This window comes from Sphingobacterium bambusae, from assembly GCF_033955345.1.
GTDB classification, from domain to species: domain Bacteria; phylum Bacteroidota; class Bacteroidia; order Sphingobacteriales; family Sphingobacteriaceae; genus Sphingobacterium; species Sphingobacterium bambusae.
The window spans coordinates 4603648-4629251 of record NZ_CP138332.1 but is presented as its reverse complement, the minus strand read 5'-3'; the positions used below and the strand labels follow the sequence as shown (position 1 = coordinate 4629251).

At 44.8% G+C, this 25604-nt stretch carries 25 protein-coding genes; 6 read left to right on the top strand and 19 right to left on the bottom strand.

The features are described 5' to 3' along the window. Positions 1 to 22 precede the first annotated feature (22 nt). The 5 genes from SCB77_RS19205 to msrB all read right to left on the bottom strand — a co-directional run bounded on the left by SCB77_RS19205 (position 23) and on the right by msrB (position 4291). Positions 23 to 859 (bottom strand): phytoene/squalene synthase family protein, encoded by an 837-nt coding sequence (locus tag SCB77_RS19205; protein WP_320183619.1) that lies wholly within the window; start codon positions 857 to 859, stop codon positions 23 to 25. Further along, a complete protein-coding gene (locus SCB77_RS19200) occupies positions 843 to 2336 on the bottom strand; it encodes a phytoene desaturase family protein (RefSeq protein WP_320183618.1) in 1494 nt (497 codons plus the stop codon). The genes SCB77_RS19205 and SCB77_RS19200 overlap by 17 nt, the downstream gene beginning before the upstream one ends. A 3-nt stretch (positions 2337 to 2339) precedes the next feature. Continuing rightward, a complete protein-coding gene (locus SCB77_RS19195) occupies positions 2340 to 3011 on the bottom strand; it encodes a MarR family winged helix-turn-helix transcriptional regulator (RefSeq protein ID WP_320183617.1) in 672 nt (223 codons plus the stop codon). A 122-nt stretch (positions 3012 to 3133) separates the two neighbouring features. Then, positions 3134 to 3694, bottom strand: coding sequence for a fasciclin domain-containing protein (locus SCB77_RS19190; RefSeq protein ID WP_320183616.1), 561 nt, complete (start codon positions 3692 to 3694; stop codon positions 3134 to 3136). Positions 3695 to 3754: 60 nt separating this feature from the next. Further along, entirely contained in the window at positions 3755 to 4291 is a 537-nt protein-coding gene (gene msrB, locus SCB77_RS19185; RefSeq protein ID WP_320183615.1) for a peptide-methionine (R)-S-oxide reductase MsrB, read from the bottom strand. A gap of 116 nt (positions 4292 to 4407) precedes the next feature. Between msrB and SCB77_RS19180 the strand changes: the two genes are divergently transcribed. After that, complete coding sequence (locus SCB77_RS19180) at positions 4408 to 4971, top strand: RNA polymerase sigma factor (protein ID WP_320183614.1); 564 nt, start codon at positions 4408 to 4410, stop codon at positions 4969 to 4971. A 2-nt stretch (positions 4972 to 4973) separates the two neighbouring features. After that, positions 4974 to 5825, top strand: coding sequence for an anti-sigma factor (locus SCB77_RS19175; protein ID WP_320183613.1), 852 nt, complete (start codon positions 4974 to 4976; stop codon positions 5823 to 5825). 474 nt (positions 5826 to 6299) lie between these two features. Here SCB77_RS19175 and SCB77_RS19170 read toward each other — a convergent pair whose 3' ends face one another. The 3 genes from SCB77_RS19170 to SCB77_RS19160 form a co-directional block, all read right to left on the bottom strand. Further along, a complete protein-coding gene (locus tag SCB77_RS19170) occupies positions 6300 to 7499 on the bottom strand; it encodes an IS256 family transposase (RefSeq protein ID WP_320183612.1) in 1200 nt (399 codons plus the stop codon). A gap of 147 nt (positions 7500 to 7646) precedes the next feature. Beyond that, positions 7647 to 8474: a ferritin-like domain-containing protein gene (locus tag SCB77_RS19165; RefSeq protein ID WP_320183611.1), complete on the bottom strand. Its 828-nt coding sequence runs from the start codon at positions 8472 to 8474 to the stop codon at positions 7647 to 7649. Between the two features lie 24 nt (positions 8475 to 8498). Next, a complete protein-coding gene (locus SCB77_RS19160; RefSeq protein WP_320183610.1) occupies positions 8499 to 9221 on the bottom strand; it encodes a ferritin-like domain-containing protein in 723 nt (240 codons plus the stop codon). A gap of 496 nt (positions 9222 to 9717) precedes the next feature. Between SCB77_RS19160 and SCB77_RS19155 the strand changes: the two genes are divergently transcribed. The 3 genes from SCB77_RS19155 (at position 9718) to SCB77_RS19145 (ending at position 13744) form a co-directional block, all read left to right on the top strand. After that, positions 9718 to 10623, top strand: coding sequence for an NAD(P)/FAD-dependent oxidoreductase (locus SCB77_RS19155; protein WP_320183609.1), 906 nt, complete (start codon positions 9718 to 9720; stop codon positions 10621 to 10623). A 96-nt stretch (positions 10624 to 10719) separates the two neighbouring features. Further along, positions 10720 to 11586: a helix-turn-helix domain-containing protein gene (locus SCB77_RS19150; RefSeq protein ID WP_320183608.1), complete on the top strand. Its 867-nt coding sequence runs from the start codon at positions 10720 to 10722 to the stop codon at positions 11584 to 11586. A 127-nt stretch (positions 11587 to 11713) separates the two neighbouring features. Then, positions 11714 to 13744, top strand: a complete 2031-nt coding sequence (locus tag SCB77_RS19145) for a M3 family metallopeptidase (RefSeq protein WP_320183607.1) — start codon at positions 11714 to 11716, stop codon at positions 13742 to 13744. A 68-nt stretch (positions 13745 to 13812) separates the two neighbouring features. Here SCB77_RS19145 and SCB77_RS19140 read toward each other — a convergent pair whose 3' ends face one another. The 11 genes from SCB77_RS19140 to SCB77_RS19090 form a co-directional block, all read right to left on the bottom strand. Continuing rightward, entirely contained in the window at positions 13813 to 14463 is a 651-nt protein-coding gene (locus tag SCB77_RS19140; protein WP_320183606.1) for a nitroreductase family protein, read from the bottom strand. A 10-nt stretch (positions 14464 to 14473) separates the two neighbouring features. Beyond that, positions 14474 to 15562, bottom strand: a complete 1089-nt coding sequence (locus SCB77_RS19135; RefSeq protein WP_320183605.1) for an RnfABCDGE type electron transport complex subunit D — start codon at positions 15560 to 15562, stop codon at positions 14474 to 14476. Then, positions 15559 to 16833, bottom strand: coding sequence for an electron transport complex subunit RsxC (gene rsxC, locus SCB77_RS19130; RefSeq protein ID WP_320183604.1), 1275 nt, complete (start codon positions 16831 to 16833; stop codon positions 15559 to 15561). The genes SCB77_RS19135 and rsxC overlap by 4 nt, the downstream gene beginning before the upstream one ends. Beyond that, complete coding sequence (locus SCB77_RS19125) at positions 16824 to 17759, bottom strand: FAD:protein FMN transferase (RefSeq protein ID WP_320183603.1); 936 nt, start codon at positions 17757 to 17759, stop codon at positions 16824 to 16826. The genes rsxC and SCB77_RS19125 overlap by 10 nt, the downstream gene beginning before the upstream one ends. Next, positions 17728 to 18048 (bottom strand): hypothetical protein, encoded by a 321-nt coding sequence (locus tag SCB77_RS19120; protein WP_320183602.1) that lies wholly within the window; start codon positions 18046 to 18048, stop codon positions 17728 to 17730. The genes SCB77_RS19125 and SCB77_RS19120 overlap by 32 nt, the downstream gene beginning before the upstream one ends. A 308-nt stretch (positions 18049 to 18356) precedes the next feature. Next, complete coding sequence (locus SCB77_RS19115) at positions 18357 to 19544, bottom strand: thiolase family protein (protein ID WP_320183601.1); 1188 nt, start codon at positions 19542 to 19544, stop codon at positions 18357 to 18359. Between the two features lie 596 nt (positions 19545 to 20140). Next, on the bottom strand, positions 20141 to 20650 hold the full coding sequence (locus tag SCB77_RS19110) for a hypothetical protein (protein ID WP_320183600.1): 510 nt from the start codon (positions 20648 to 20650) through the stop codon (positions 20141 to 20143). A 768-nt stretch (positions 20651 to 21418) separates the two neighbouring features. Then, complete coding sequence (locus SCB77_RS19105; RefSeq protein WP_320183599.1) at positions 21419 to 21928, bottom strand: hypothetical protein; 510 nt, start codon at positions 21926 to 21928, stop codon at positions 21419 to 21421. Between the two features lie 729 nt (positions 21929 to 22657). After that, complete coding sequence (locus SCB77_RS19100; protein ID WP_320183598.1) at positions 22658 to 22912, bottom strand: hypothetical protein; 255 nt, start codon at positions 22910 to 22912, stop codon at positions 22658 to 22660. Between the two features lie 392 nt (positions 22913 to 23304). Beyond that, the gene (locus SCB77_RS19095) at positions 23305 to 23706 is read right to left on the bottom strand and encodes a hypothetical protein (protein WP_320183597.1); all 402 of its coding nucleotides are present in this window, start codon (positions 23704 to 23706) and stop codon (positions 23305 to 23307) included. A 124-nt stretch (positions 23707 to 23830) separates the two neighbouring features. Then, complete coding sequence (locus SCB77_RS19090) at positions 23831 to 24187, bottom strand: hypothetical protein (RefSeq protein ID WP_320183596.1); 357 nt, start codon at positions 24185 to 24187, stop codon at positions 23831 to 23833. Positions 24188 to 24415: 228 nt separating this feature from the next. On the opposite strand from SCB77_RS19090, the gene SCB77_RS19085 reads away from it, so the two are divergent. Continuing rightward, positions 24416 to 25585, top strand: coding sequence for an acyl-CoA dehydrogenase family protein (locus tag SCB77_RS19085; RefSeq protein ID WP_320183595.1), 1170 nt, complete (start codon positions 24416 to 24418; stop codon positions 25583 to 25585). Positions 25586 to 25604 lie beyond the last annotated feature (19 nt).

Below are 25604 nucleotides of genomic sequence, written 5' to 3'. Positions count from 1 at the left end.
AAAAACAGTTTGATAGGAAAGATTACAGGATGGCCATTTTGTACTGCACATAGCTACTCATCATGAGGGACAGCTTGCGTCCATTGGGAATCCGCACGCGTTCCTGCAGGATCCGCTGTGCCGATGCTGCTTTAATTTTCCGAAACAGCGATAGATAATAGCGGTAGGCCAAATACACCCCAAATTTCGAAGAGGAAGGCAATCGTTTTATGCCAACCAAGGCCTCGCGAAATTCCGCTGCGATATCGGCCTCGATGGTCTCTTTGGTATCGTTGTCAAAGCAAGCCATATCTACATTGGGAAAGTAGGTTCTCCCTAGCGCGCAATAATCATCGCGCATGTCGCGCAGAAAGTTGAGCTTTTGGAAGGCTGATCCCAATTTCATAGCGTAGGGCTTCAATTCCGTGTATTTTTCGCTATCGCCCCCAACAAACACATGCAAGCACATCAAGCCTACAACCTCTGCCGAGCCCAGAATATATTGCTTATATCGTGCGTCGTTGTAATCAATCTTATGCAGGTCCATCTCCATACTTTCCAAAAATCGGTCTACCAAATACCGCTGCAGGCCATAACGATGATAGGTATCTTGAAAAGATTGCAAAATAGGGTTGACAGATATTCTGTGCTCCAGGGCATAGTTGGTTTCATCTTTTAAGCGCTCAAGCAGCACGGCACGGTCAAAGCCATGAAAACTATCGACAATTTCGTCGGCCAGCCTTACGAATCCATAGATGGCATATATCGCCGGCCTAATGGAAGCTTCCAAAGCCAATATACCCAACGAAAAGCTGGTACTATACTTTTTCGTCGTTTCCTTACTGACGTGAAACGCGAGTTCATCAAACAATTTCTTCATGACTGAGATCTTTTTTACCAATAACTTCCTGTGCTATAATTTTACCCGATATAATGGCCGGGGGCACGCCCGGCCCCGGAACCGTCAACTGTCCTGTATAGAAAAGGTTCTCCACCTTCTTGTTTCGAATAGATGGCTTCCAAACAGCTGTTTGCTTCAACGTATTTGCCAAGCCATAGGCATTTCCCTCGTAGGCATTGTAGTCCTGCACAAAATCTTGCACGCAATAGCTGCGTTTAAAGATGATGCTGTCTACCAAATTTTGGCTGCCGGTATGTTTTTCTAGCCGTGCTATCATTTGCCTGAAATATTCTTCGCGCACCTCTTCCCCATCGGCCAATCCCGTGGCAATTGGCATCAGCAGAAACACATTCTCACATCCCTCAGGAGCAACGTTTGCATCGGTCTTCGATGGACAGCAAACGTAGAACAAGGGTTGTTCGGGCCATTTTTTATGTGTGTATATATCCGCAACATGCCTCTCCAACTCGTTTTCAAAAAATAAAGTATGGTGCTTAAGCTCCTGGATCTTGGTCTGAAAACCCAAGTAGAATATCAAACAGCTCGGCGCAAATGTCCGCTTCTCCCAATAAGAAAGCGGATAATTGCGCGCATCCATGGGCAGGAGGCTCTCCACGTGTTGGTAATCTGCCGAGCCAACCACGATATCGCAATATTGGGTTTCATCATCAAGCCGCACACCCACTGCACGCCCGCCTTCTAGTAGGATACGCTTTACTGGGCGTTGTACGTGAAACGTTACGCCTAAATTTTTGGCCACGGTGACCATCGCTTCTATAATTTTCACAAAACCACCTTCCGGATACCAAGTGCCTAAACCGTAGCCGCCATAGTTCATCAAACTATACATTGCAGGGATATCTTTTGGCGCTGCGCCCAAGAAGATAACCGGAAACTCCATCAGCGCCACCAGCCTTGGATCCTTGAAATATTGACGCACATACTTGCGGAAGTCCGTCAACAAATTGAGCTTTAGCGCACTTTTAACAATCTTTAGATCGACAAATTCCCACCAAGAATGGCAGGGCTTGGTCACAAAATCCTTCATCCCTACCTCATACTTAAAACGTGCAGCCTCCATAAAGCGGTCGAACTGCTGCCCAGATCCAGGCTCGATTTCTTCAAAAAGGCTGCGCAACTCGGCCATGCCCGCAGGCACCGCAACACTATCTTCCGCAAACACCATTTCAAACTGCGGATTAAGCGGCAATAGGTTATAAAAATCGTCTACCCGCTGATCAAAATCGCGAAAAAAGTCCTCCATCACATCCGGCATCCAGTACCAGCTGGGTCCCATATCAAAGCGAAATCCGTCTGCTGTAGTAAACTGCCGTGCCCGTCCGCCCAGCTGTGCATTTTTTTCAAAGACCTCCACTTCATAGCCGGCCGCAGCGAGGTAGCAGGCTGCCGATAGCCCTGAAAAACCTGATCCGATGATGATCACCTTATTCGCCATGAACTAATTATTAATTGTTAAATATTCTTCGGATACCATATCCAACAGGTTCGCAGGCAGCACATTAGACGCAAAAATTGGCTTATGAAAATGATCCAACTTGGTTAAAAGCCGAATAAGCTCCAGCTTCTCTTCATATACCAAACGCCCAGTAACGATCTGCGTAGCCTGTCGAATCTTGGGCATCTGTATTTCCAATGCGCCCAGCCCCTTTTCGGTAATAGCAATGATCTTACTGCGCTTATCCAGCTCCGAATTGCGTTGCTCTACCCAGCCTTGGTTTAACAGCCGATGGATAATCTGCATACCCACTGGTTTCTCTTGAATGTTACGCTTGATCAGCTCCATTTTTGCCATCGGGCCAAAGGCTCGAAGGTTGATCAAATAGATAAATTCTTCCTGTGTAGAGAATAAAGAGCCCTGCATTGCTGCCTTCGAATACATCTTTGCATACCTATTAAGATGCACAAATAGCGTACTGATCACACTCTCGGCAGATCGTCCTTCACTTTTACCCTCCCAATCCGGCTCTATGATTTTCGCGTCACTTTTATGCGCGCTTTTGGCCAACCAAAGCTTGAAATCCTCGATATCAGCTTGTGCACCAGCCGCCGAAGCTTCGTCTTCAAATTGCCCCAATAAATCAACGACATCCTTTAACAACTTATACCGCATAAAAAACAAGTTTAATAATAAACATTAATACACATAAATAGTTTATAAATATACTTATTTAAATAAAAAATCCCCACACTTTTCAGTGCGGGGAACTAAAGAATTACACATTGTTGTTAAAGTTATGGCATTAAGACCGTATCAATCACATGGATCACCCCGTTGGATTGATGCACATTCGCAATAGTTACCAAAGCATCGTTGCCTTTTGCGTCACGGACATATAGTTTATCACCCTTGGTCCATAGCGTTAGCTTTTCACCTTGCACAGTTGTCAATTCCGCTTTTCCCTTTCCTTTCTTGGTGAGCTTCCACAGATCTTCGGCGCTAAGGTTTCCAGCTACCACGTGGTAGGTTAAAATCCCTGTAAGCATTGCTTTGTTTTCCGGTTTAACCAATGTTTCTACCGTTCCTGCTGGCAATTTGTCAAAAGCGGCATTTGTAGGTGCAAACACCGTGAATGGTCCTTTACCCGAAAGTGTCTCTACCAATCCAGCGGCCTTAACAGCAGCTACCAGTGTGGTATGATCCTTTGAGTTGACTGCATTTTCGACGATATTCTTAGACGGATACATAGGTGCACCACCTACTACCACTGTTTTTTCTTGTGCTTTGACAACACCTGTTTGATACGATAGGGCTAAGGCGAATAGGGCTGCGGCCCAAATTGATGTTCTTTTCATGTTGTTGATATTTTATGTTTGTTATTTGTATGCACTTACGATGCTTTGCTTCTCTTGGTTTTATTTTTTGAATTTTATTTCTTTTTTATCCGGTTCAAAATGCAAGCTCACCGAATTCATGCAATAGCGTTTTCCTGTTACCGGCCCATCATCGAACACATGGCCTAGGTGAGAATCACATCGCCCACAACGCACCTCTATCCGATGCATATCATGGCTGTAGTCGTCTTTATAATATACCGACCTGTCGCGCAACGGCTCATAAAAAGAGGGCCAACCACAGGTCGACGCAAATTTCGCCGTCGACCGGAAGAGCGCATTACCGCATACCGCACAGTAATAGGTTCCGATGCCATCAAAATCCGTAAACTCTCCGGTGAAAGCCTGTTCAGTAGCCCCTTCTCGTGCCACGAGATACAGCTCCTTCGGCAATATTTTCTTCCATACTGCATTACTCACCTGCAGCTCTGTGGTATCCGTCCTGCTGTAGTAAGGATTTTTCATACCCTGCGCATGTGCAGCGCTTGGTTGAGATGCTATTAGCATGGCTACAAGAGCCATCGCTAGATAGTGGTAGCGATATACATACTGCTTCATGATTTTTTATTTTATCTACGAGAGAAAAAAAACAATGGATTGATAAAAGAATAAAAAATCACTTTATGATCTTTTATTGTAGTAAATCATTATATTTGATGCAAACACGTAACTGATTGAGTCCAATACACTACCTTTCCGAAGACGACCTGATATCTTTATTGAAGAAAAGAGATCAGCGTGCGTTTAATTATCTTTACGATAATTATTCGGGAGCATTGTATGGCGTGGTCATCCGAATCGTCCTGCATAAGAACTATGCGGATGAAGTTATACAGGATATTTTTGTAAAAGTTTGGAATCATGTGGAATTGTTCAATCATGAAAAAGGGCGCCTATATACCTGGATGATCAATATTGCGCGAAATACCTCCATCGATTATATAAAATCGAAGCGTGTTCAGAACGAACAAAAAAACCAATCGCTTCCAGATATCGTAAATAGTGCTGAGACGCATCTATATGCGGATATGAATCAAATGGAACGTGTAGATTTTATTGGGATGAATAACGTGCTGGGCAAGTTAAAGCCCGATTTGCAACGTTTAGTGCAGATGGCCTATTACGAAGGCTATACCCAACAGGAAATTGCAGACAACCTGCAGATACCTTTGGGAACGGTGAAAACAAGAATTCGGGCTGCTTTACTGCAGCTTCGTGGAATATTAAATGAACAATAGCTGTGGATATCAAGGAATACATATCATCAGGGATTATTGAAGCCTACGTTCTAGGCCTTGCTACCGAAGAGGAAGCAAGCATCTTGGAATGCGTGCGCCAAAAGCATCCTGAAGTGCAACAGGCAATCCTGGATGCACAGCTGCTGTTGGAAGATTTTACCGAGTCGCAGGCCGTTAGTCCGGCGCCGGATCTGAGAGATCAGATTTGGGCAAAAATAGCCGAGAACCCGCAAAACTTGGAGCCCGTAGCGGACGAGCCTATGATCGGCAACAGCGATTTTACAGCAACCTCTTCGCCGAAGGCCGAGCCAGCGAAAATCGAGGAAAAAGTAGTAAAGCTACCTGCTCATCGCGACAACCAAACCTTGGCCATTGCCGCGACAGTATTACTTGCCTTGAGCATAGGCGGAAACATTCTGCTGTTTCAACAGAAACGAGAAAGTGAAGATATATTGGCCAGCAGTATTGCCGAACGTGACTCGGCACAGACGCTTTTGAGCGCTGCCAATAGCCATTGGGAAATGTTGCAACGACCTAGCGTGAAAACGGTAGCCTTAGCTGGCGTCGAGAAATTCCCAGAGCTGAAAGCTGTTGTTTTTTGGGATACCAAAAATGCAAGCGTTTATTTAACGGCCGATAAGTTGCCTGCTGCGCCAACAGGCAAACAATACCAACTTTGGGCCATTGTAGATGGACAGCCTGTAGATGCCGGCCTATTGCCTTTGGCCTCCGCAGACAATTTGTACAAAATGAATAATATTCCGAACGCGCAGGCCTTCGCTATCACCTTGGAAGACGAGGGTGGTAAACCGGCTCCGACGCTCAGCGACCTATACGTTATCGGCAATATTTAACCCCATAAACAGCCTTTCCATAGCCCGGAAAGGCTGCTCACAAAACATCTTTACGATAGTATAATGCTTATTTCTTTTGGGAAATGGCTTACTTCACTTGTGAAGTGGACCATTTCACTATGCATTTGAGGCATTTCCCATAAGTTTTGCCTCTGCTGCCACCTGAAAAATTCTGTAAGCAAAGGGTTTTAAAGCATTTCACTATGCAGTTGAAGCACTTCACTATGCAATCGAGCCATTTCACTATGCAGTCGAGGCACTTCACTATGCAGTCGAGGCATTTCCCATAAGTTTTCTGTCTACTGCATATGCAGGCAGACTGCTTCACCTAGCATCCAGCTTACGTGCGTTGGAAAAGTGCAACGATTTCCAACGCTATCGCTGCGGCGTAAATGAGCAACAATAAGCGTTTCTTACACTTCAAAAAGGACTAAAACAAAAGGGGCAGTATCCCTTAAAGTGTGTAAAAGGGTTTTAGTTTTTCAAGATCCTTTCTTCAAATATAAGGCAAAATTGGCCGTACAACATTCCCCAGTTTTTTAGTGGTCTTGTCCATTGCCTTGTAGCATGTTGTATGGCCAGGAATACAGATTTAGTAATTGCTGCATCTGTTGGAAAGGACATCTTATTTCGTGTATATTTTCTGATTTGTCCATTTAGATTCTCTATCAGGTTTGTTGTGTACACAATTTTTCTTATTTCTAGAGGAAACCCTAGAAAGACTGTAAGATTCTCCCAATTGTTTTCCCAACCTTTCACGGCATAAGGGTATTTGTGCTTCCATTTATCTGAAAGGTGTTGCAAGGCAAGCCTTGCTGCCTGCTCATTTGGTGCATTATAAATCGGTTTCATATCCGCTGCGAAAAGCTTTCTATCTTTATAGGGCACAAATTTACAGGCATTTCTAACTTGGTGTACGACACATATCTGTGTTTGACATTGCGGGAACACGCTGATAATAGCTTCGGTGAACCCTTTGAGATTATCTGTGGCGGTAATCATCACATCCTCTACTCCGCGCGATTTCATATCGGTCAATACACCTAGCCAAAAGGATGCAGATTCGTTTTTCCCCAACCATAGTCCCATGATTTCTCGATGTCCGTCGGGACGTAGGCCAATAGCCAGATAAATGGTCTTATTGACCACCTTGGAGCCTTCCCTGACCTTGAAAACAATGCCGCCCATCCAGACCACTAGGTATATAGGCTCTAACGGTCGGTTCTGCCAGGCCACAATATCCTGGTTAACAGCATCGGTAATTCTGGAGATGGCAGTCGGGGATATCTTGATGTCGTAGATATCCAATATTTGGTTTTCAATATCTGTCGTGCTCATCCCCCGAGAATATAGAGAAATAACAACTTTCTCTATCCCCTCAAGCATGTTATGTCTCTTTGGTACAATGATCGGATCAAATGAAGCATCACGATCTCGGGGAACCTTGATCTCCGATTCTCCAAACTTGGACTTGATCGTCTTTTTTGTATGCCCGTTCCGGAAATTCGGGTTGTCCGATTTTTCGTTTTTCTCATAATCTAAGTGACCATCGAGCTCGGCTTCTAAAAGCTTTTCGATACCTCTGGTTTGGAGCTCGCCTAAAAAGCTGAATAATTCCTCTCCTGTGCTGAACTGGCTCAATAAATCATCGGTAATGTGTTTTTCTTTTTTCATTTTTTTTCTATCTACAAAGTATGAATTTTTACAATAGTTAGAAAACTTGAAAAACTGTGATTACACACTTATCGGGATGGAGCCAAAAAAGGCCTACTCCTTACGGAACAGGCCTGCTTACATCAACCTTCACTTATCCATCAAATCTTATTTTATGAAAAGCTTTGCAATATCGAGCACCGCTGTAGCAGTCAAAGGCTCATCAAAAGACTGCGTTGCTGCAGCAACAGAAAGCTTGCCACTTACGCCATTCAGTGTGGTAATGTCCACATTTGCTTGTACTTTATTATCTTCACCTGCATAGATCGGATCTACTGCCGCCCCGATTCCAGAATCGTTGGCGCCGGTAATCCATGGTTTTTGATTGGCTGCTGCACCGCCGCGTGCCCGGCGCATCTGCCGAATGTGCGAAGCATGTCGGGCTTCTACCGAGTGAATCTGTAGGGCTGCCGTCAACACCACTTGGTTTCCTTTCAATATGCCAGCCTGCCCTTTGTAGGCACGCACACCCGTATCTTCAAATGCTTGCGCCAATGCCAAAAACGTATCGTAGTTGGAAAATACATTAGAAAAAGCACCGCCTGCTGTAAAGTCAAAGGTAGGTTTTGCTACCGCATTGCTGCCCAACACTTGCTTCAGGAAGGCCACGTGAGCAACCTCGTGATCGCGGATAGTGGCAATAGCGCCGGCAGGTGGCCCCGAAGGTACCAAACCGGATGTAGAAGCGCCAATAGTGTAATATTCAGCCTCTAGGTATTCCAAGGTCAGCGCATAGTTTAAAACACCATTTACATCAGTAGGCGTTTGGCCATAAGCCTTCTTAAAAAGGTCGCTCAACACAAAAGGCATAGCCGCCAAAGAAACTTTCTTGCCAAACGACATCATATTACGGATGGCGTCGCGGCGAGGACTAACACGCTCGTTGAATTCAGGATCTACTTGCGTGATGGAATCGAATATATTGAATAAATTCATGATCGTCTAAAATTTAAGATAAAACTAATAGGTTGGTAAATCACGCACGTCCACTTTCGACTTGATAAATGGAGCAGCAGCCTGCAACACGATGGTCGGACTTTTTGCCACGTCTAGGCCATTACTATCGACAACTTCGTCGTTGGCGAAACTACCGTTGCTAATCAAGTCGCGTACGAGCGCAGCATGACGCGCTTCTACGGAAACAATCTTTCCGGCAAGCCCTAGATAAGCTTCATTCTTGATCAACCAGCCTGCGCCATTGTAGGCTGAGACGCCCAGATCCTCGAAAGTCTTCGCTGTGGCCAGTACATTTTCACGACTAGAGAAATTTACAGCAGAGAAGTTAAACTCTAAGTTTGCGATGGCGTTGGTGCCCAAGGCTGCTTTGAAAAATTCACGATGCGCAATTTCATGATCCCGAATATCGGTGAAAAGCGTTTTCTCCCAGTCGGTGATGCCGGTGTAAGGCTTATTAGCCAGTTCAATGTAAAACGCTGCCTCAAGTTGCTCCAAGGCATAGGCGTAGTTTAAGATCGCAATGTCCCCACTCCCAAAATATAATCCATCTCCCCCTTGATCAGGGCCATTGTCATCATCTTTACTACAACCAACCATGCCCAAAAAGGCAACGCCGGCAGCACCTGCGCCTGCAAGCTTCAAAAAATTCCTTCGTTGAAGTTGCTTACTTGACAATTGCTGTTCCGCTGCAGTCAAGTTTTCATTAGTAGAGGTTGTTTCTTTCATAACCTTTTTATTTTTATGTTTATAATCATTCTTTAACCCTACTTACGAGGATACTTTGTGCTTGGATTTCTAAAAATTCATTTTTTTTAAAATAATTTTTCAGCAAGAGATTGAAACAAGTAACGTCTAAGTGTTTTTTGATGCGGCCAGTGGGTCATTATAGACGAAAAAGAATAGCGACGCCTTAGCATGCGATATTGAATATACCTTTACAGACAGTTTTACCGAACATTTGAGAATGTGCACGCACTGCGTGCACAATTGAGTTGGACACAGTACAAATTGCTTTTTAAGTGTTGGCAGTACAAACAACTTTTGGAAGAATTAAATAAAGAGTTGGAAAGTTTCGATGGGAAAGACGACGGTTAGAATAAATGAGCGACTTAGAATAACAATTTAAGTCATTAAAATGCCATAAGAGTCAATACAAACGCAACACTATTGCAACTTGTAATTTGAGCATGTATTTTTGAGCCGTACCAACAGCACAAAACCCATGATCGAAGAAACAATATTGGATGCCGTGATTATCGGCGGAAGCTATGCAGGCTTAGCTGCAGCAATGTCATTGGGGCGTTCTTTACGTCATACATTAATCATCGATGATGGCAAACCTTGTAACAGGCAAACGCCCCATTCGCATAATTTCTTGACGCATGATGGCCATACGCCCAAAGAAATAGCCGCGATAGCTAAAGAGCAGGTATTGGCCTACCCCAGTGTTTCTTGGTTGGATGGAAGGGCAATAACGGTAAACAAGGAAGTATACGGATTCTCGGTAACGTTGGCCGAGGGTCAAATTTTCCGAACGAAAAAACTGGTTCTAGCCAGCGGCATCCACGATCTGCTTCCCGCTATTCCTGGCTTTGCCGAGTGCTGGGGAATAACAGCCATCCATTGTCCTTACTGCCACGGCTATGAGTTTCGGGCAAAAGCGACCGCTATTTTAGCGGAGGGCGATCGAGCGTATCATCTGGCGGGCATGGTGCGTAACCTCACGGACAAGCTTACACTGATTAGCTCGCCCAAAAATTTCAACGACACGCAACTCGCTGCCCTACATCGCAATGAGGTGGCCTTGCTGGATGTGGGTATCAACGCCATCGATCATGAGAGCGGAACGATACACAGCCTGCAACTATCCAATGGAGAGACACTTGCTGTAGATGCGCTGTACGCGGCCGTTCCCTTCCAGCAGCGGGATGATATCTACCAACAACTCGGCTGTGCCTTAAATGAGCATGGCTACATTAAGGTAGATGGTATGCAGAAAACCAATGTGGATGGTGTTTATGCTTGCGGAGATAATTCATCGATGATGCGTTCCGTCGCTACAGCCGTCTACACGGGTAATCTAACCGGAGCGATGGTCAATAGGGATCTTGTTGAAGAACAGTTTTAAGCGGTTATCCAAAGCAAATTATCACTGTAAGCTGTTTTGCATTGTTTATATCGTATTTTAGGCTATCAAAATACGATATAAACAAAAGCAGATCGCATGAGAAAATCGAGGTTAAAAGAAGTTCCTGAAGTTGATGTTCCCACATTAGCGATGAACCGTTTCAATCCTATTGCGAGCGACGACAGCCCTCTTCTTTTCCACGAACTCCGCGGCGCAAGGCAGATAGACAGTCCACATAAGCACGATTTCTTTATTATGCTGCTTGTTGAACAAGGAACGGGGCAGCACCAAGTAGACTTTGTTGATTATCCGATACAGGCCTATCAACTGCATTTGGTCTTCCCTCATCAGGTGCATCAATGGGATTTTTCGGATGACACCATCGTTCATCAGCTGATGCTGAGTCACCATCTTTTTGAACAAGTATCTCCTTGGTATCGTGTTCCCGTTCTACAACAGCAAGCTGCCGTGCTGAACCTACCAACCGATCTTTGGCAAACCCTGCTTCATGAGTTTCTCTGCATCAAAGCTGAGCTAGCGCTAAAACCAACTTACTGGGAGCTGCTTTACCTACGCTGCCAGGTGATTGGTCTATTGGTCAGCAAACTGCTTGCGGGAGAAGCCGAAAAGCACGACCACCCTAGCGTACATCCGCTATTGACAAAATTTGTACAACTTATCGAAAGCCACTACCGCACCGCGAGAGCGGTATCCTACTATGCTGATAAACTCCATATATCTGCCAACTACCTCAACGTGCTCTGCAAAAAGTACAGCAAGGTTCCCGCTTCAAAAATCATCCAAGATCGGATCCTACTAGAAGCTAAAAGACTGCTGAAGGTATCCGACCGCAGCGCCAAAGAAATTGCTTACGAGCTCGGTTTTTACGACCACGCCAGTTTTTCAAAATTTTTTAAAAGTCAGACAGGATATAGCCCAACGGATTTCAAAAAGCAGCCCTAACCAAGAAGGCACGATGCGAGGGCTGATCTATAACGGGAATATCATTTTTCAACGAAAATGGCAGCGCGCATACCTCGCCTGAAAAATAGGCTGTGCAACGCGCATAAAAAAACGTATTTTTATACCTATGGGTATATTAAATCAACAATTTAACACGGTACATGATACCGCTCCATTTGCACAGATACAAACGGAAGATTATCTTCCAGCCTTTGCGCAAGCTATAGCAAAGGCCAAATCAGAAATACAGTCCATCGTCGACAATCCTTCGGCACCGACCTTTGCCAACAGCGTCGAGGCCTTGGCCTACTCGGGTATGGAACTGGATCGTATATCGTCTATATTTTTTAATCTGCACTCGGCAGAGACCAACGATCAGCTGGACAGCATCGCGCAGGAAGTGGCGCCACAGCTTTCCGAACTGGCCAACGACATCAACCTCAACCTTGACTTGTTTGAAAAAGTAAAAGCCGTATATGCCAAAAAAGATTCGTTAGACCTTACAGCGGAGCAACACACCCTGTTGGAAAAATCATATAAAGGCTTTGTACGCAACGGCGCGCTACTGGACGAAGACAAAAAGGAGAAGCTGCGTAAAATCGACGCCGAGCTTGCCGTGCTCAAGTTAAAATTCGGCGAAAACGTATTGGCAGAGACGAATGCCTACCAACTGCATTTAACGGATGAGAACGATTTGGCGGGGCTGCCGGAAGGCACCATTGAAGCGGCCAAGGGGCTTGCCGAATCCTTGGACAAAGAGGGCTGGATATTTACCTTAGATTATCCAAGCTACATCCCTTTTGTCACCTACGCAGACAACCGCGAAAGGCGCAAGGAGATTAGCTTAGCGGCAGGTAGCAAGGCCTTTCTGGATAATGAACACAACAACAGCGGACATATTTTAAGCATCGTCAAACTGCGCTTCGAGCGCGCCCAACTATTGGGATATAACAGCCATGCCCATTTCGTATTGGAAGAGCGCATGGCGCAAAGCCCAGACAAGGTAAATGCATTTTTGCAAGACCTACTGGCAAAGGCAAAACCTGCCGCGACAAAGGAGTTTGAAGAGCTTAGCGCATTTGCCAAGAAAATCGACGGATTGGAGCAGCTCGAAAAATGGGACGGCGCCTACTACAGCGAGAAGCTGAAACAGGAAAAGTTTAACCTAGACGACGAACTGCTGAAACCGTATTTCAAGCTGGAAAAAGTGCTGAATGGTGCATTCACGGTAGCCCACAAGCTATTCGGGCTACACTTCACCGAGGTACAAACGATAGACAAGTATCACGATGAAGTGCATACCTTCGAAGTAAGCGACGACGAAGGAAAGCTTGTTGCTGTCTTCTATGCTGACTTTTTTCCACGCAAGGGAAAACGAAATGGTGCCTGGATGACTTCCTTCAAGCCGCAATTTCGGAAAGATGGCGTAGACGAGCGCCCGCATGTGTCCATCGTCTGTAACTTCACGAAACCCACCGCGACAAAACCCTCTTTGTTAACCTTTAACGAGGTGACGACCTTATTTCACGAGTTTGGACATGCCCTGCATGGCATGCTCGCCAATACCACCTATCCCAACCTTTCGGGCACCTCCGTATATTGGGACTTTGTTGAGCTGCCTAGCCAGATCATGGAAAACTGGTGTTACGAAAAAGATGCCTTGGCCTTATTTGCCCGTCATTACGAAACCAATGAAGCTATCCCTATGCATTTGGTTGAAAAAATAAAAGCTTCGGCTTCCTTTTTGGAAGGAATGGCTACATTACGGCAGCTGAGCTTCGGGCTCTTGGATATGGGCTGGCATGGCGCCGATCCTCGTGCAATTACCGACGTAAAAGCCTTTGAGACGACCTGCTTTACCTCGACGCAGTTTTATCCAGACGTACAGGAAAATGCCATGAGTCCCTCGTTCTCCCATATTTTCAATGGTGGATATTCCTCAGGCTACTACAGCTACAAATGGGCGGAGGTGTTGGATGCCGATGCCTTTGCTTACTTTCAGGAAGTAGGCATCTTCGACGCAGAGGTAGCTGGCAAATTTAAGGATCATATTCTGTCGCAGGGAGGTAGTGAGCACCCGATGGTACTTTACAAACGCTTCCGCGGAAAAGAACCACAGGTGGACGCCCTACTCCAGCGTGCAGGGCTACTCCGTTAACGTAGCGGTGTACCTTTATATCCTAAAAAGCGTGTCTGTGTTTTGGAAACACAGACACGCTTTTTCTATTATTCTATGATCTTCACTTTCTCCGTGTAGCGGATGGGTGCATCGGGGCTTTCTGCAGGGTGGCCCAAGGAAACATTGATCGTTACTTCATAGCCTTCGGGAATATTAAGGAGCTTCAGGATATCCTGATTCTCGGGCAGGTTCATGGTCGCCACCAAGGTACCCAGCGGACAGGTACCCAAGCCAATCGCATGCGCACTCAGCAAGATATTTTGGAGCGCGATACCGGCATCAAGCTTTGCTCCGGGATTAGCCTTGTCCGTTGCGATCACGATCAGCGTTGGTGCATGGTGAAAAATACTGAAATCGGCCTCGCGGTAACGTGCAGCACTACCTTGAAATTCCTTGCCCTTTGCGAAATTTAGAAAACGCTGATTGATTTCCTTCAAGATATCCGGGTTTTGCACCACCCGTATTTCCCAAGGTTGCTTATTCAAGCCACTGGGTGCGAAAATAGCACTTTTCATCACCGTATCGATCTGCTCCTTGCTGACCTGTTGCTCGGTGTACTGCCGAATTGCACGGCGGGAGTGGATATTATCGAGAATAGCCTCTTTCGCAGTGCCTTCATAAACCACCTGCTTGATTTCCTTTTCTTGACAAGCAGACAGGAACAATACTATGGCCATTAGTGCCGTAAACTTTTTCATATGTTATTAATTAAACCGGATTATTTACCTTTTTATGAAATGAGAAATTGAATTTAAAGATGATATACAAAATAAACAGATAGACCAAGTAGTCGGTCAGCTGGTAATAATACAGGCTAAGGATGGCCAAGCCAACCGCCAGTATGCTGAGGGTAAGCATAACGATAGACTCCACCTGTTGCTTCCAATCGATGGTGTGGCCCCAAACGCGAGGCCGAAAGGTAGCACTGATGCGATCGGAAAAGCCATTTAGTAGCAGTATGGAATAAGACATGTATTCAAACCGGATATTGCCCAAAATAAAGATAAAGGCCAGCAAGCCGATCATCGCCCCATAATACAGTTTACCCTGTGCATTGGTAGGGCTCGAGGGCATATCTGTGGCCATAAACAGTGTGCCGAGGAGCAGTCCGCCCATGGAAAAAGAAAGATCATCTCCATCCGGAACGAGCCAAAACAAGCCGATAAAAACAGTCAACAGTGCCAAGGGGATATGCCAAGAAATGCGCTTGCGAAGCAAGAGGTAAAGACCTCCCAGCCATAGTATCAATAGGGAATATTCGCCCAGAGCACCGGTGGTTTTATAAACGAGCCCTTGCATGTAGCTTTCCGAAAAGCGCTCCGCAGCCTGCGGAAAAAGCACGTCCGTAGATGTATGCACCAATCCGCCCGTGGTCCAGATATGCGGAGAAAGCATGATGGAAGAAAAGAAAACGCTCATAAATTCACGTCCCACGAGAGCCGGATTAAAGCGGTTTTTACCTAAACCACCCCACACAATCTTTCCAAACACGATGGCCGAAAAAGCTCCAAAAGCAACGACATACCAAGGTGTTAACGGCGACAGGGTGCAACTGAGCAGTAGAGCCGTTACCAGCGCCGAGCCATCGAATATGCTACGCCACCTATGGAGGATAAAGCCAGAAAACAGCAGCTCGGTCAAGATAGCCGTTGCCGAGGCTACAGCAAAAATAACGATGGCCAACTGCCCATAGGCTAACCAAGCAACGAATAGCACCGGCAATAGCGCAATAAGCACATCCAGCATCAGCAGCTGCACCGTATTGCTTCCTTGTGTAATATGCGGATTTAACTTCACGACTGACCGTTCCTCCTTTCCTGCTGCAATTTAGCTTTACCCGATTGTATATGATACATCAAAGGAACATCGCTCGGACAGGCATAGGCACAGGCGCCACAGGCGATGCAATCGTCCAAGTGATAAGATTTTAATTGTGCGAGATCTCCTTCCTGATTATGCCGTACGAACTCCAAAGGCATAAGCCGCTGTGGACACACATCCACACAGTAGCCGCAAGCAATACAGTTCATCGCCTTGGGATTTGTATGTTCAAGCAACAGCACACCTCCTACTCCTTTGTGGATAGGCGTTAAAGGGCTTTGGGCAGCTCTGCCCATCATCGGCCCGCCTATAATAACGCTATGTCGATCGCTGTCCCAAGCGTTACCCGTCTCGACCAAGAGGTGCCCCACGGGCGTCCCGATTTTGACAAGGTAATTGCCCAAGGTCTTACTACGGTTTCCCGACAGGGTAACTATGCGTTCCGTATAAGGCTTTCCGTCAAAAAAGGCATCGTGCATTGCCCACAATGTTCCCACATTGCTCACTAATAGTCCATGCTTTGCTGGGATTGTTCCCTTGGCAATTTCCAGTCCGGTAACGGATTTGATCACTTGCAATTCGCCCCCTTGCGGATAGGCATTGGGCAATAGGGTTACGCTGACGGTCAAGCTAAAGGCTTTTGCAGCCTGTAGAAGCAGCTTTTCCAATTCGCGATGTTGCCGCTCAATGGCAAATACTATCTTGCGTGACGCCAACACACGCTGAACAAGCTGCAAGACCCGCATCAAATTGTCGCAGGCAGTTTTCATCAGCAGGTAGTCGGCGCTGAGATAAGGCTCGCACTCCGCTCCGTTAACGATAAGGGTATCTAACGTCCCTGGCGCAATATTATATTTTAGATGTGTCGGAAAGCGCGCACCACCACTACCTTCCACCGCCGCTTCCGCCAAGATGGCTAGAAATTCTGCAGAGCCCATGCCATCCACATCAGGCGGCGAGAGCTGTTGTGCGGTATAGCGGAAATCATTCTTCAGTGTCAAAAAGCGATCTCCCGAAATTTCGGTAATACCAACGATGGTTCCCGAAACTGGGGCGTGCACCTTTGCCGACATGGGTCCAGTGGACGCAGCGAGCTGTTGATACATCTGCACCTGCTGCCCTTCTGCCACTTGCACCTGCATGTCGCCGGCATAGCTGCCCAACGGCAGGTAAAACAATGGCGGATCTGGCAAGGATAGGATATCCTGATGTTTGGTTTTCTTTTTTAAAGATGGTATCAGAAGCATGTACTTTGTATTTGTTTGCCCTGCTCTTCGACACGGCGATAGCTAAAAGAAAATTCTTGCGCCAGCTTGGCGATCACGGCATCGCGCTGCGAAGGTGTAAGGACAAAGATGGCTGTTGACAGCGCATCGCCCAAGAAGGCATCATCAGTTCGCAGTAGTACTTGTCTCGTGTTGGCCGGCCAGCCAGTTCGTCCATGGACAATGTGGCTATACCGCTTGTCGTCGATAACCAGATGGTTGTTAGCGCTACCCGAAAGACTAAAGCAAGCATTTGCCAAGGGCAATCGCAGCTGCGCCTGTTCTGCCGACAGTGGATCGGGCACCCGCACATGCCACTGCGGATGGGACGCATCATTTAGCGCACAAATGCTGCTGCCACCGGCGTTGACAATGGCGTCCGTAACGCCCTGCGCCCGAAGATGAGCAATCACCCGGTCTGCCGCAATGGCCTTGGCGAAGGATCCCGTAATCAGGCTTTGTCCTTTTGCGATGCGCACGCGATTGGATTCTAGTTGGATGGCTTCGTCGTCTACCCGCGATAGTGCATCGCTCAACGCCGTTGGCGTAGGAATTCGACCACCATCCTGTTCATAGAAGCCCCACCCTTGCAACAGCGGCATGCTACTGATTGCATAAGCGCCATCCGTTAGCACCGATATTCTTTTTAAGGTCTGCAGCAGCTTTATCGTTGTGTCATCCACCCTAACCCAAGTACCTGCTTGCTGGTTGATTTGGTCGAAAAAAGATCCGCTTTGGTAGGAGTTGTATAGTCGATCGACCTGTTCCATGATGGCGAAACAATCATCCAGCAGCCCTTCGCCATGATGTAGCGGTATTTTGATCTTGCAATGGCAATGGAACAACCAACGGGTTTGCGCCATATACGCCTTGCTCTTAGTTGCTGTCCGAAGCCTGTTCATCATCATCCAGTTCTATGGTGGTTTTCTTTCCCCGATTGATAGCCTTAAAGTTGACATAGCTCACGTTGATCAGTTGGAAATAGGGATGCGGATTCGTCAACTTTCCGCTGGCTGAATCCAGCACGAGCTTTTGTGTTTCAAACTTTTTCGACGCCGCTTGAGCGGCTTCAGCCACAGCTTTCTCCTGCTGTTTGCTTTGTTCACGCTCTTCCTGCAGCTCGTCCCAAAGATCGCGATGACCAAAAAGTAGCAATAGAGCGGCTAACGTATATAGAAAAATGGATTTAAATTTCATGGAAATTGTTGTTTCAAAACCCTATTCAGCAATAGACAGGTTGTGCGAGGTGATGCTCAACATGTCTATCAGTTATCATGTGTTACAACAAATTTAATGGAAAGTGTTTTATTGTAGAAGTAACAATTATGTGCCATGCAAAAATGACATTACCGTTACGCGCCTAGAAAGTCAGAGCAATAGCCCTGCTGAGCAGTAGGATAGGGTTGAAAACTGGAATTGAAGAGGTATCAGCGGAACCCCTTCAGAATGCCATAGCGACCAAAGCATATCGCGCCAAAGGAGGTTCCTTTAGTAGATCGCGCCCCCTATTGGGCGCTACTTTTTAGAATCATCGCGGTGGCACCGCCACCGCCATTACAAATGGAGGCCAAACCATAGATCCCGCCCTCTTGCTGTAGTACGCTGACCAGCGTCGTGAGTATGCGCGCGCCCGAGCAGCCCAGTGGATGTCCCAAGGATACCGCTCCGCCATATACATTGACTTGCTCCAATGGGATATCTAAAATCTGCGCATTGGCCAATGCCACCACAGAAAAGGCTTCATTGAACTCAAAGTAATCCATATCCGTGACGGATAAGCCAGCCTTCCGCAGTACTTTTTCCGCGGCTAGGCTAGGCGTGGTGGTAAACCAAGCCGGCTCTTGCTCGGCATCAGCATAGGCCACGATTTCTGCCAGAGGCTTTAGCCCTAAGGACAACATTTTCTCTTCGCTCATCAAAACAAGTGCTGCCGCACCATCGCTCAATGTGGACGCGTTCGCCGCCGTAATGCTCCCCCCATCTTTGAAAGCCGTGCGCAGATGTGGGATTTTCGCAATATCGACCTGCCTAAATTCTTCATCCTCACTAACGATCTGATCGCCCTTCTTGGTTTTTAGCGTCAACGGAACAACCTCCTGCGCAAACTTGCCCTGCTCCCACGCATTTCGGCTACGTTCATAAGAAGCCACGGCATAGCCGTCTTGCGCGCTGCGGCCAATCTGGTATTTTTCGGCACAGAGCTCTCCGAATACACCCATCGCCTCTTGATTGTAGGCGTCCTGCAAACCGTCGTATTGCAAGCCGTCCAGCAAGGATTGGTTTCCGTATTTGGCACCCCAACGACTAGAAAGCGAGTAATAGGGCACGCGACTCATGCTTTCCATACCACCAGCAACCACCACGTCGGCATCGCCCAGCAATATGGCTTGCGCAGCCAAAGAAACGGCTTTCATACCGCTGGCGCACACTTTGTTGATTGTCGTTGCCGTCACCCGATCTGGCAACCCCGCCAACTTAGCCACCTGCCGCGCAGGTGCCTGCCCCAGGCCTGCCTGCAACACGCAGCCCATCAACAACTCGTCAACTTCCGCCTTATCTATACCCGACGATTCCAACGCAGACATCACTGCGCGCCGACCGAGCTCCACGGCCGATAGTGTGGATAAGCTGCCCCCAAAGCTTCCAATAGCTGTGCGCTTTGCCGCAACAATAAATACCTTTCTTGTACTCATAATCGATTTTTTAGCATGGCAATCCTCCGATATAATTCTAGCAGCTTAACCTACGCTTAGCGCCAAAAATCTGTGACAGCAATCGTTGTGCTGCCTGTTCTTCCCGTCAAGCGAAGGATGCCTTGAATAAGTTTATGCTTTAAAGATAGTGAATTTCTGCTTAGTTTTTTTGTTGTTGCTGTGAGGTTGTATCGGCGTAGATGGACCAATGGTTTCTTCGATTCAACCTTATTTTATAATTACCAACCTCATAAGAGCCAAACTTCAAGTAGGAGATGAAATTTTTAGGAGGAAAAATTCTTTTGATATTAAATTTTAAAGTTCGCCCTACTCTCAGCTTACTTGGATCATTATTCATTGGGGGATAAAGTATGGTAAACAGGGAATCATTGCGCTCGGCATCAATAACATATATGCTGTGGAGTTTCTTAACCTTCCTAATCTTAAAAAATTTCTCAACTTCCATTTCTGTTTGGGTCGATCGCCGCAAACCGTTACAGGAAACCAAAAACATGATAACAACGAAAAATCCAAAACAAATTTTCATGGCTGTTTGTCCTTCATTTAATTAAAAACTGGTCTATTGCAGCTAGATGTCAATATACTTTATTCATAGCATTCCCAACATGCTTATAAGGAAGACCCAGATGATCTAAAACACGCTCCTCAAAATTCTTGATGACCATCTTTCTTAACCTAACTTCCGCTTTGTTTTCAGGACGGTGATTGACCCCAATTGTACTATCGGTCTGCAAATTCGTTACAGAGATCAGTTGCAGCTCTGTTTCTCTTCCCTCTGCGACAGGAATCATTACAAGATAACTATCCTGATCTCTTGACGAGAGGGCGTAGCCCTCATAAAAATTAGGATTACCCTTATCTATAAAAAAAACAGAATCAACTTGGGTTCCCGTCTGTCGATCGTTAAAATTCGTCACCACCTTCATCAATGAATCCTTGCTGACCTTAAATTCATACCGTTCTGCCATAACATTGCTTCCCGACACCAAGTAATCGCGAATTAAAAACCAGAAGACAATCACGCCGATAGCTCCGGCAATCTTTATGATAATAGTCTTATTGAAGGTCGTTTTGCTTATCGTCATTATTCCTGTTTTAGATTTATTTGGTTAAGTTATGAGGCCATTTTTTCAACGGTTTATCGCATCTTCATCTAATCTCACTTGAAACGATATCGGCTGGTAGTCCATATAAGACTCCTGTTTTAAAAACACAAATATCTTTTCCTTTATGTGATTGCGATTATCCATTTCATCTTATTTAGTAGACATCGAAAATATATTGGTCATAGTGCAGCTTAATTTCGTCCCAACCCCTGTTTCGATACCACATTTATAAGTAATAAAACGATCAAAAATCAGATAACTCTTTGCCGATATGGGCAGTAAGTTAGGCTTTAAAGATAGGGAATTTCTGTTTAGTTTTTTTGTTGTTGCAGTGCGGTGGTATCCGTGTAGATAGACCAATGATTTTTTCGATTTAACCTTATACTATAATTACCAACCTGATAAGAGTGTGTTTCCAAATAGGAGACAAAATTTTTACGAGGATAAATCCGCTTTAGATTGAACGCCGCGGTTCTCCCTTTTCTAAAATCGGATAAATCGTTGTTTACTTTAGGATAGAGTATCGTAAATACAGAATCATGGCGGGCAGCATAAATCACGTATAAGCTATGAAGTTTTACAATCTTCCTAATCTTAAAAAGTTTCTCGTCTTCGGTTTTTGCTTGGCTTGATCGATGCAAACCTTTACAGGAAACCAAAAACATGATAACAACAAAAAATCCAACACAAATTTTCATGGCTGTTTGCCCTTCATTTAATTAAGAACTGGTCTATTGCAGCTAAATATCAATATACTTCGTTCATAGCATTCCCAACATGCTTATAATGAATACCCAGATGATCTAAAACACGTTCTTCAAAATTCTTGATGACCATCTTTCTTACCCTAATTTCCTCTTTGTTTTCAGGACGGCGATTGATTCCAATCACGCTGTCGGTTTTTACATCTATCACCGAAATAAGTAGTAACTCTGTTGCTTCCCGCTCTCCTACAGGAACAAGTACAAGATAACGTTCTTCATAAATAGGCGTAAAAACCAACAGTTTGTAAAAATAGGGATTATTAGCTGTATCTACTTTGAAAATGGTGTCGTCTCCATTACCCGTCTGCAGATTGTTAAAATCCGTTATTACCTTCATCAATGAATCCTTGCTGACTTTAAATTCATACCGTTCTGCCATAACATTACTTCCTGACACCAAGTAATCGCGAATTAAAAACCAGAAGACAATCAAGCCGATAGCAGCGACTATTTTAATTACGACAGCCTTGCTTAAGATCGTTTTGCGCTTCATAAGTGGATTCAATATGGTTTTATGTTATTATAGTGTCTCTTCCAAAGGTTTCCTTAAAAATTAGCCGTTAACCAAATATACCATATTTTAGCTAGCCTTCCCTAATTTTGCCGCTACCTGCAGCAGAGCCTAAATTGTTAACCCAGTGCACTAATGGATTCTGAGAGGCACACACCACATCGATTATACCAGTGCCATGCGTGATCATATAATGAGTTAACTCATTTTTTTCATACATCCCATAGCTTTGAGCGATTAACTGATCCATATAAACGGAGTCTGTTGCAAAAAAAGAGGCCATTCAGTACTTAATAGTGTATCTTTTTCGAGTCGTTCCAAACTGCACGTTTCGATGACACTTTGGCAAGCAATGACGCGATCAAAAACAATAGATAGCTCCCTATCGACGTCAACAGTGCTTAAATAGATAGTCAATACACCACTTTCATGCTGCAACGAATGCAGATAAAGTTGTTTAGGGATTTTATCGATTGGATTCCATGCATATATTTTGTTATCAATCATATCTAAATTTAATAATAAGCACCTCTATGACCTTTCCTACAAATGAAGTACCTGATTTCATCCGATGGGAATCAATCATCAAAATGGAATTGTTCATTTCGTAAATACGCGTAGACACATATGAAAATATGTCCGTTAACGGATTCACTACAGGCCTGCTTAGATAAAACATTTTGAGCACCTGCATTAACGATCTGAGACAAATTATTTAAACACAAAACCTATACTTCTATCCTCACCTTTTTTAAAAAACAAAATTTTATTTCCGATAATTTTCAGCGTATCATTAGTAATATTCGGGATCAATCCATATTTTTCGAAATCAGTTGCATATTTTGGCCCAACCGTAAATTTGGGCTGCCTACGACTCTCCTTATTTAAGAAAGAGCATCGTTTACTTTCTTGTGCTGGCATCTCCATATACAAGCCACTATCCTTAGTTGGATTTCTATTTGTCAAGTAGATAAAATTTTCGCTTCGACTATAATTGCAAACTATATCAATAATACGATAACGCTCCGGAAGATCCGGACAATGGAATGTATTCCTGATTATGCAATTGCTGTCATTCTCGAAAATAATTTCAAGCGTTCGCTGTTTACTTCTATATACATAACTATTACCGTGCAATCTCTTTGTCGTGTAGCAGGACGATAGGAGAAAAACCAACGCCGAAACCAAAACAAATAAAAATCGCTGTATCCTTAATTTGAAATCCATTTTTCTCAGTTACTTTTTGTGAACATTATCATTCATGTCTGTGGTAGTCGCTTTTGGCCATTACAGGAAACCAAAAACATGATAACAACAAAAAATCCGATAATGAATCTCACAGCTGCTCTCCTAATGCCTTAATTGCGTATTGTTTTACCGTTCAAATTTTTGACCACATAGACCGACCAATGGTTCCTATTATTTCTTTTAATTTTTTTACCCCTGAAAACGTATGCCGCTCCTGTATTTCCATTGTAAGCGGCCCTTTTTTCCATTGGAAAAATTTTCTTTAAAACAAGTGGATAGCTGTTTCCTCGTTCAATTTCATTCCCATTTTCTATCTCTTGTATGAAGGAAAGTGCGGTAAAAATGGAGTCATTTCTGGTTAACTCCATAATATAGAAATCCTTCACTTTTTTAATGGACAAGACCTTCAATGGATCATTTTTCAAGCCGCTGGCTAAAGCATTGCAAACGAAGATGCTAAATACTACTGACACCATTGAAAAGACGCCTATATATGTGAAAAATTTTCTCATCTTTTAACTTCTAATAATCAACTGAGTGACCTCCGAATATCGTAATCATGGCAGGCTTGTCTAAATAGACATTCTCAGCAGTTTCCTTCATACCAGTAAAAAATACAGAACTAAATATAGACGGTTAATTTATACCACCGGGAGTCTTCAAATCATCAACCGACCTTTCAATTGAATTTAAAATTTCATGCAACACTACTCCATGAGCATACTGATCATACAACCGATACAATGAGCCGAGGGCTTCTATTTTCCAAGCATCGTTTTTTAAACATAACTCCTTTGCGTAGTTCTTTAAATTGATAATCGTCAGTTCGGCTTGAACATTTTCTGTCAACTGCTTCTCAAAATCATCTAAATCGTTTACCGTATTGGGCCAGTCGTTGATAGATTCGAGAAGGCACGAGACATCGTGTTTAATTGAAGCAGGTATTTTATCCGACTCAACAAAGTCTATTAAAAATTGGATGCTGTATTTCATTAGGTTATTATATTATTCCTTATCTACAAATGCATGTTCTATTTATCTTCCACTTTATATTTATAAAAAAATATGTAGCATTTCAACTCAGATAATTCAAGAGATCTGATTTATTCACAAATAAATATAGACAATCCTTCCCAAAAACCATCTATTTATCGTACATTAGTGTACATATTTTTCCGTTCAAAGAAAAAAAGAGATAACCAATATAAAACTTTAGCGCATATGCAGGCAACATTACTGACAGATGAGCATCAAACATTTCGCGAAACTTTACGGGCGTTTATACGCAAGGAGATAGCTCCCCATGTGGATCAATGGGAAAAAGAAGGACAGATCGACCGTTCCATTTGGAAAAAGATGGGCGACATGGGCTTTATGGGCCTCAACTATCCTGAAGCATATGGAGGACTGGATCTGGATTTCTACTACAGCATGATTTTTTGTGAAGAACTCTCCTATTGTTATTCGGGTGGATTTACAATTTCGGCATTGGTGATACAATATATGTCGGCACCATATCTCCTAAAACATGGATCTTCTGCACTGAAGGAGCGCTACTTGCCGGGCATTATCGCCGGCGATTTGGTAAGCGCGGTGGCGATCACCGAACCGGGCGCCGGATCAGACGTCAAGAATATTAAAACGACAGCCATTCGCCGCGGTGACTATTACTATGTCAGCGGATCAAAAACTTTTATCACCAATGGCTATTACGGCGACTTTTTTATCACCGCCGTGAAGACCGACCCTTCCAAAGGAAGCAAGGGCATTAGCCTATTGCTGATCGACCGAAACGCGGTTGGCGTGCAGGCCAATAAATTGGAAAAATTGGGTTGGCATGCGTCGGATACCGCCGAATTGCATTTCGATGAGGTGGAAGTTCCGGTGGCCAACCTGCTTGGCGAGGAGGGCGCTGGGTTTCAATACCTGATGGACGGGCTGCAATTGGAGCGGCTTACGGCGGCCATCCATAGCTTGGCAACAGCCGAGTCTGCATTACAGTATACCTTGGAGTATATAGGCAAGCGCGAGGCCTTCGGTAAGAGATTGCAGGATTTACAAGTTTTGCGGCACCGGATAGCGACCATGTTTGCCGCATTAGAGACCACCAAAGCATTTATCTACCATTGCTGCGATCTGCAACAATGGGGGCGCTATGCGGTGAAGGAATGTTCCATTGCCAAATTGCAGGCCAGCGAATTAGCCGTCGATATTGTGAACCGCTGTTTGCAGCTCTTTGGGGGCTATGGCTTTACCGAAGACTATAAGATCGCTCGGCTCTATCGCGATGTGCGTGTGGGAACGATTATCGCCGGCACCTCGGAAATTATGCTGGAGATCATCGCTAAGATGCTGATCGACGGCGTGGATTACAACCGGAAAAAGCAATAAACCAAGCACATATAAAAAA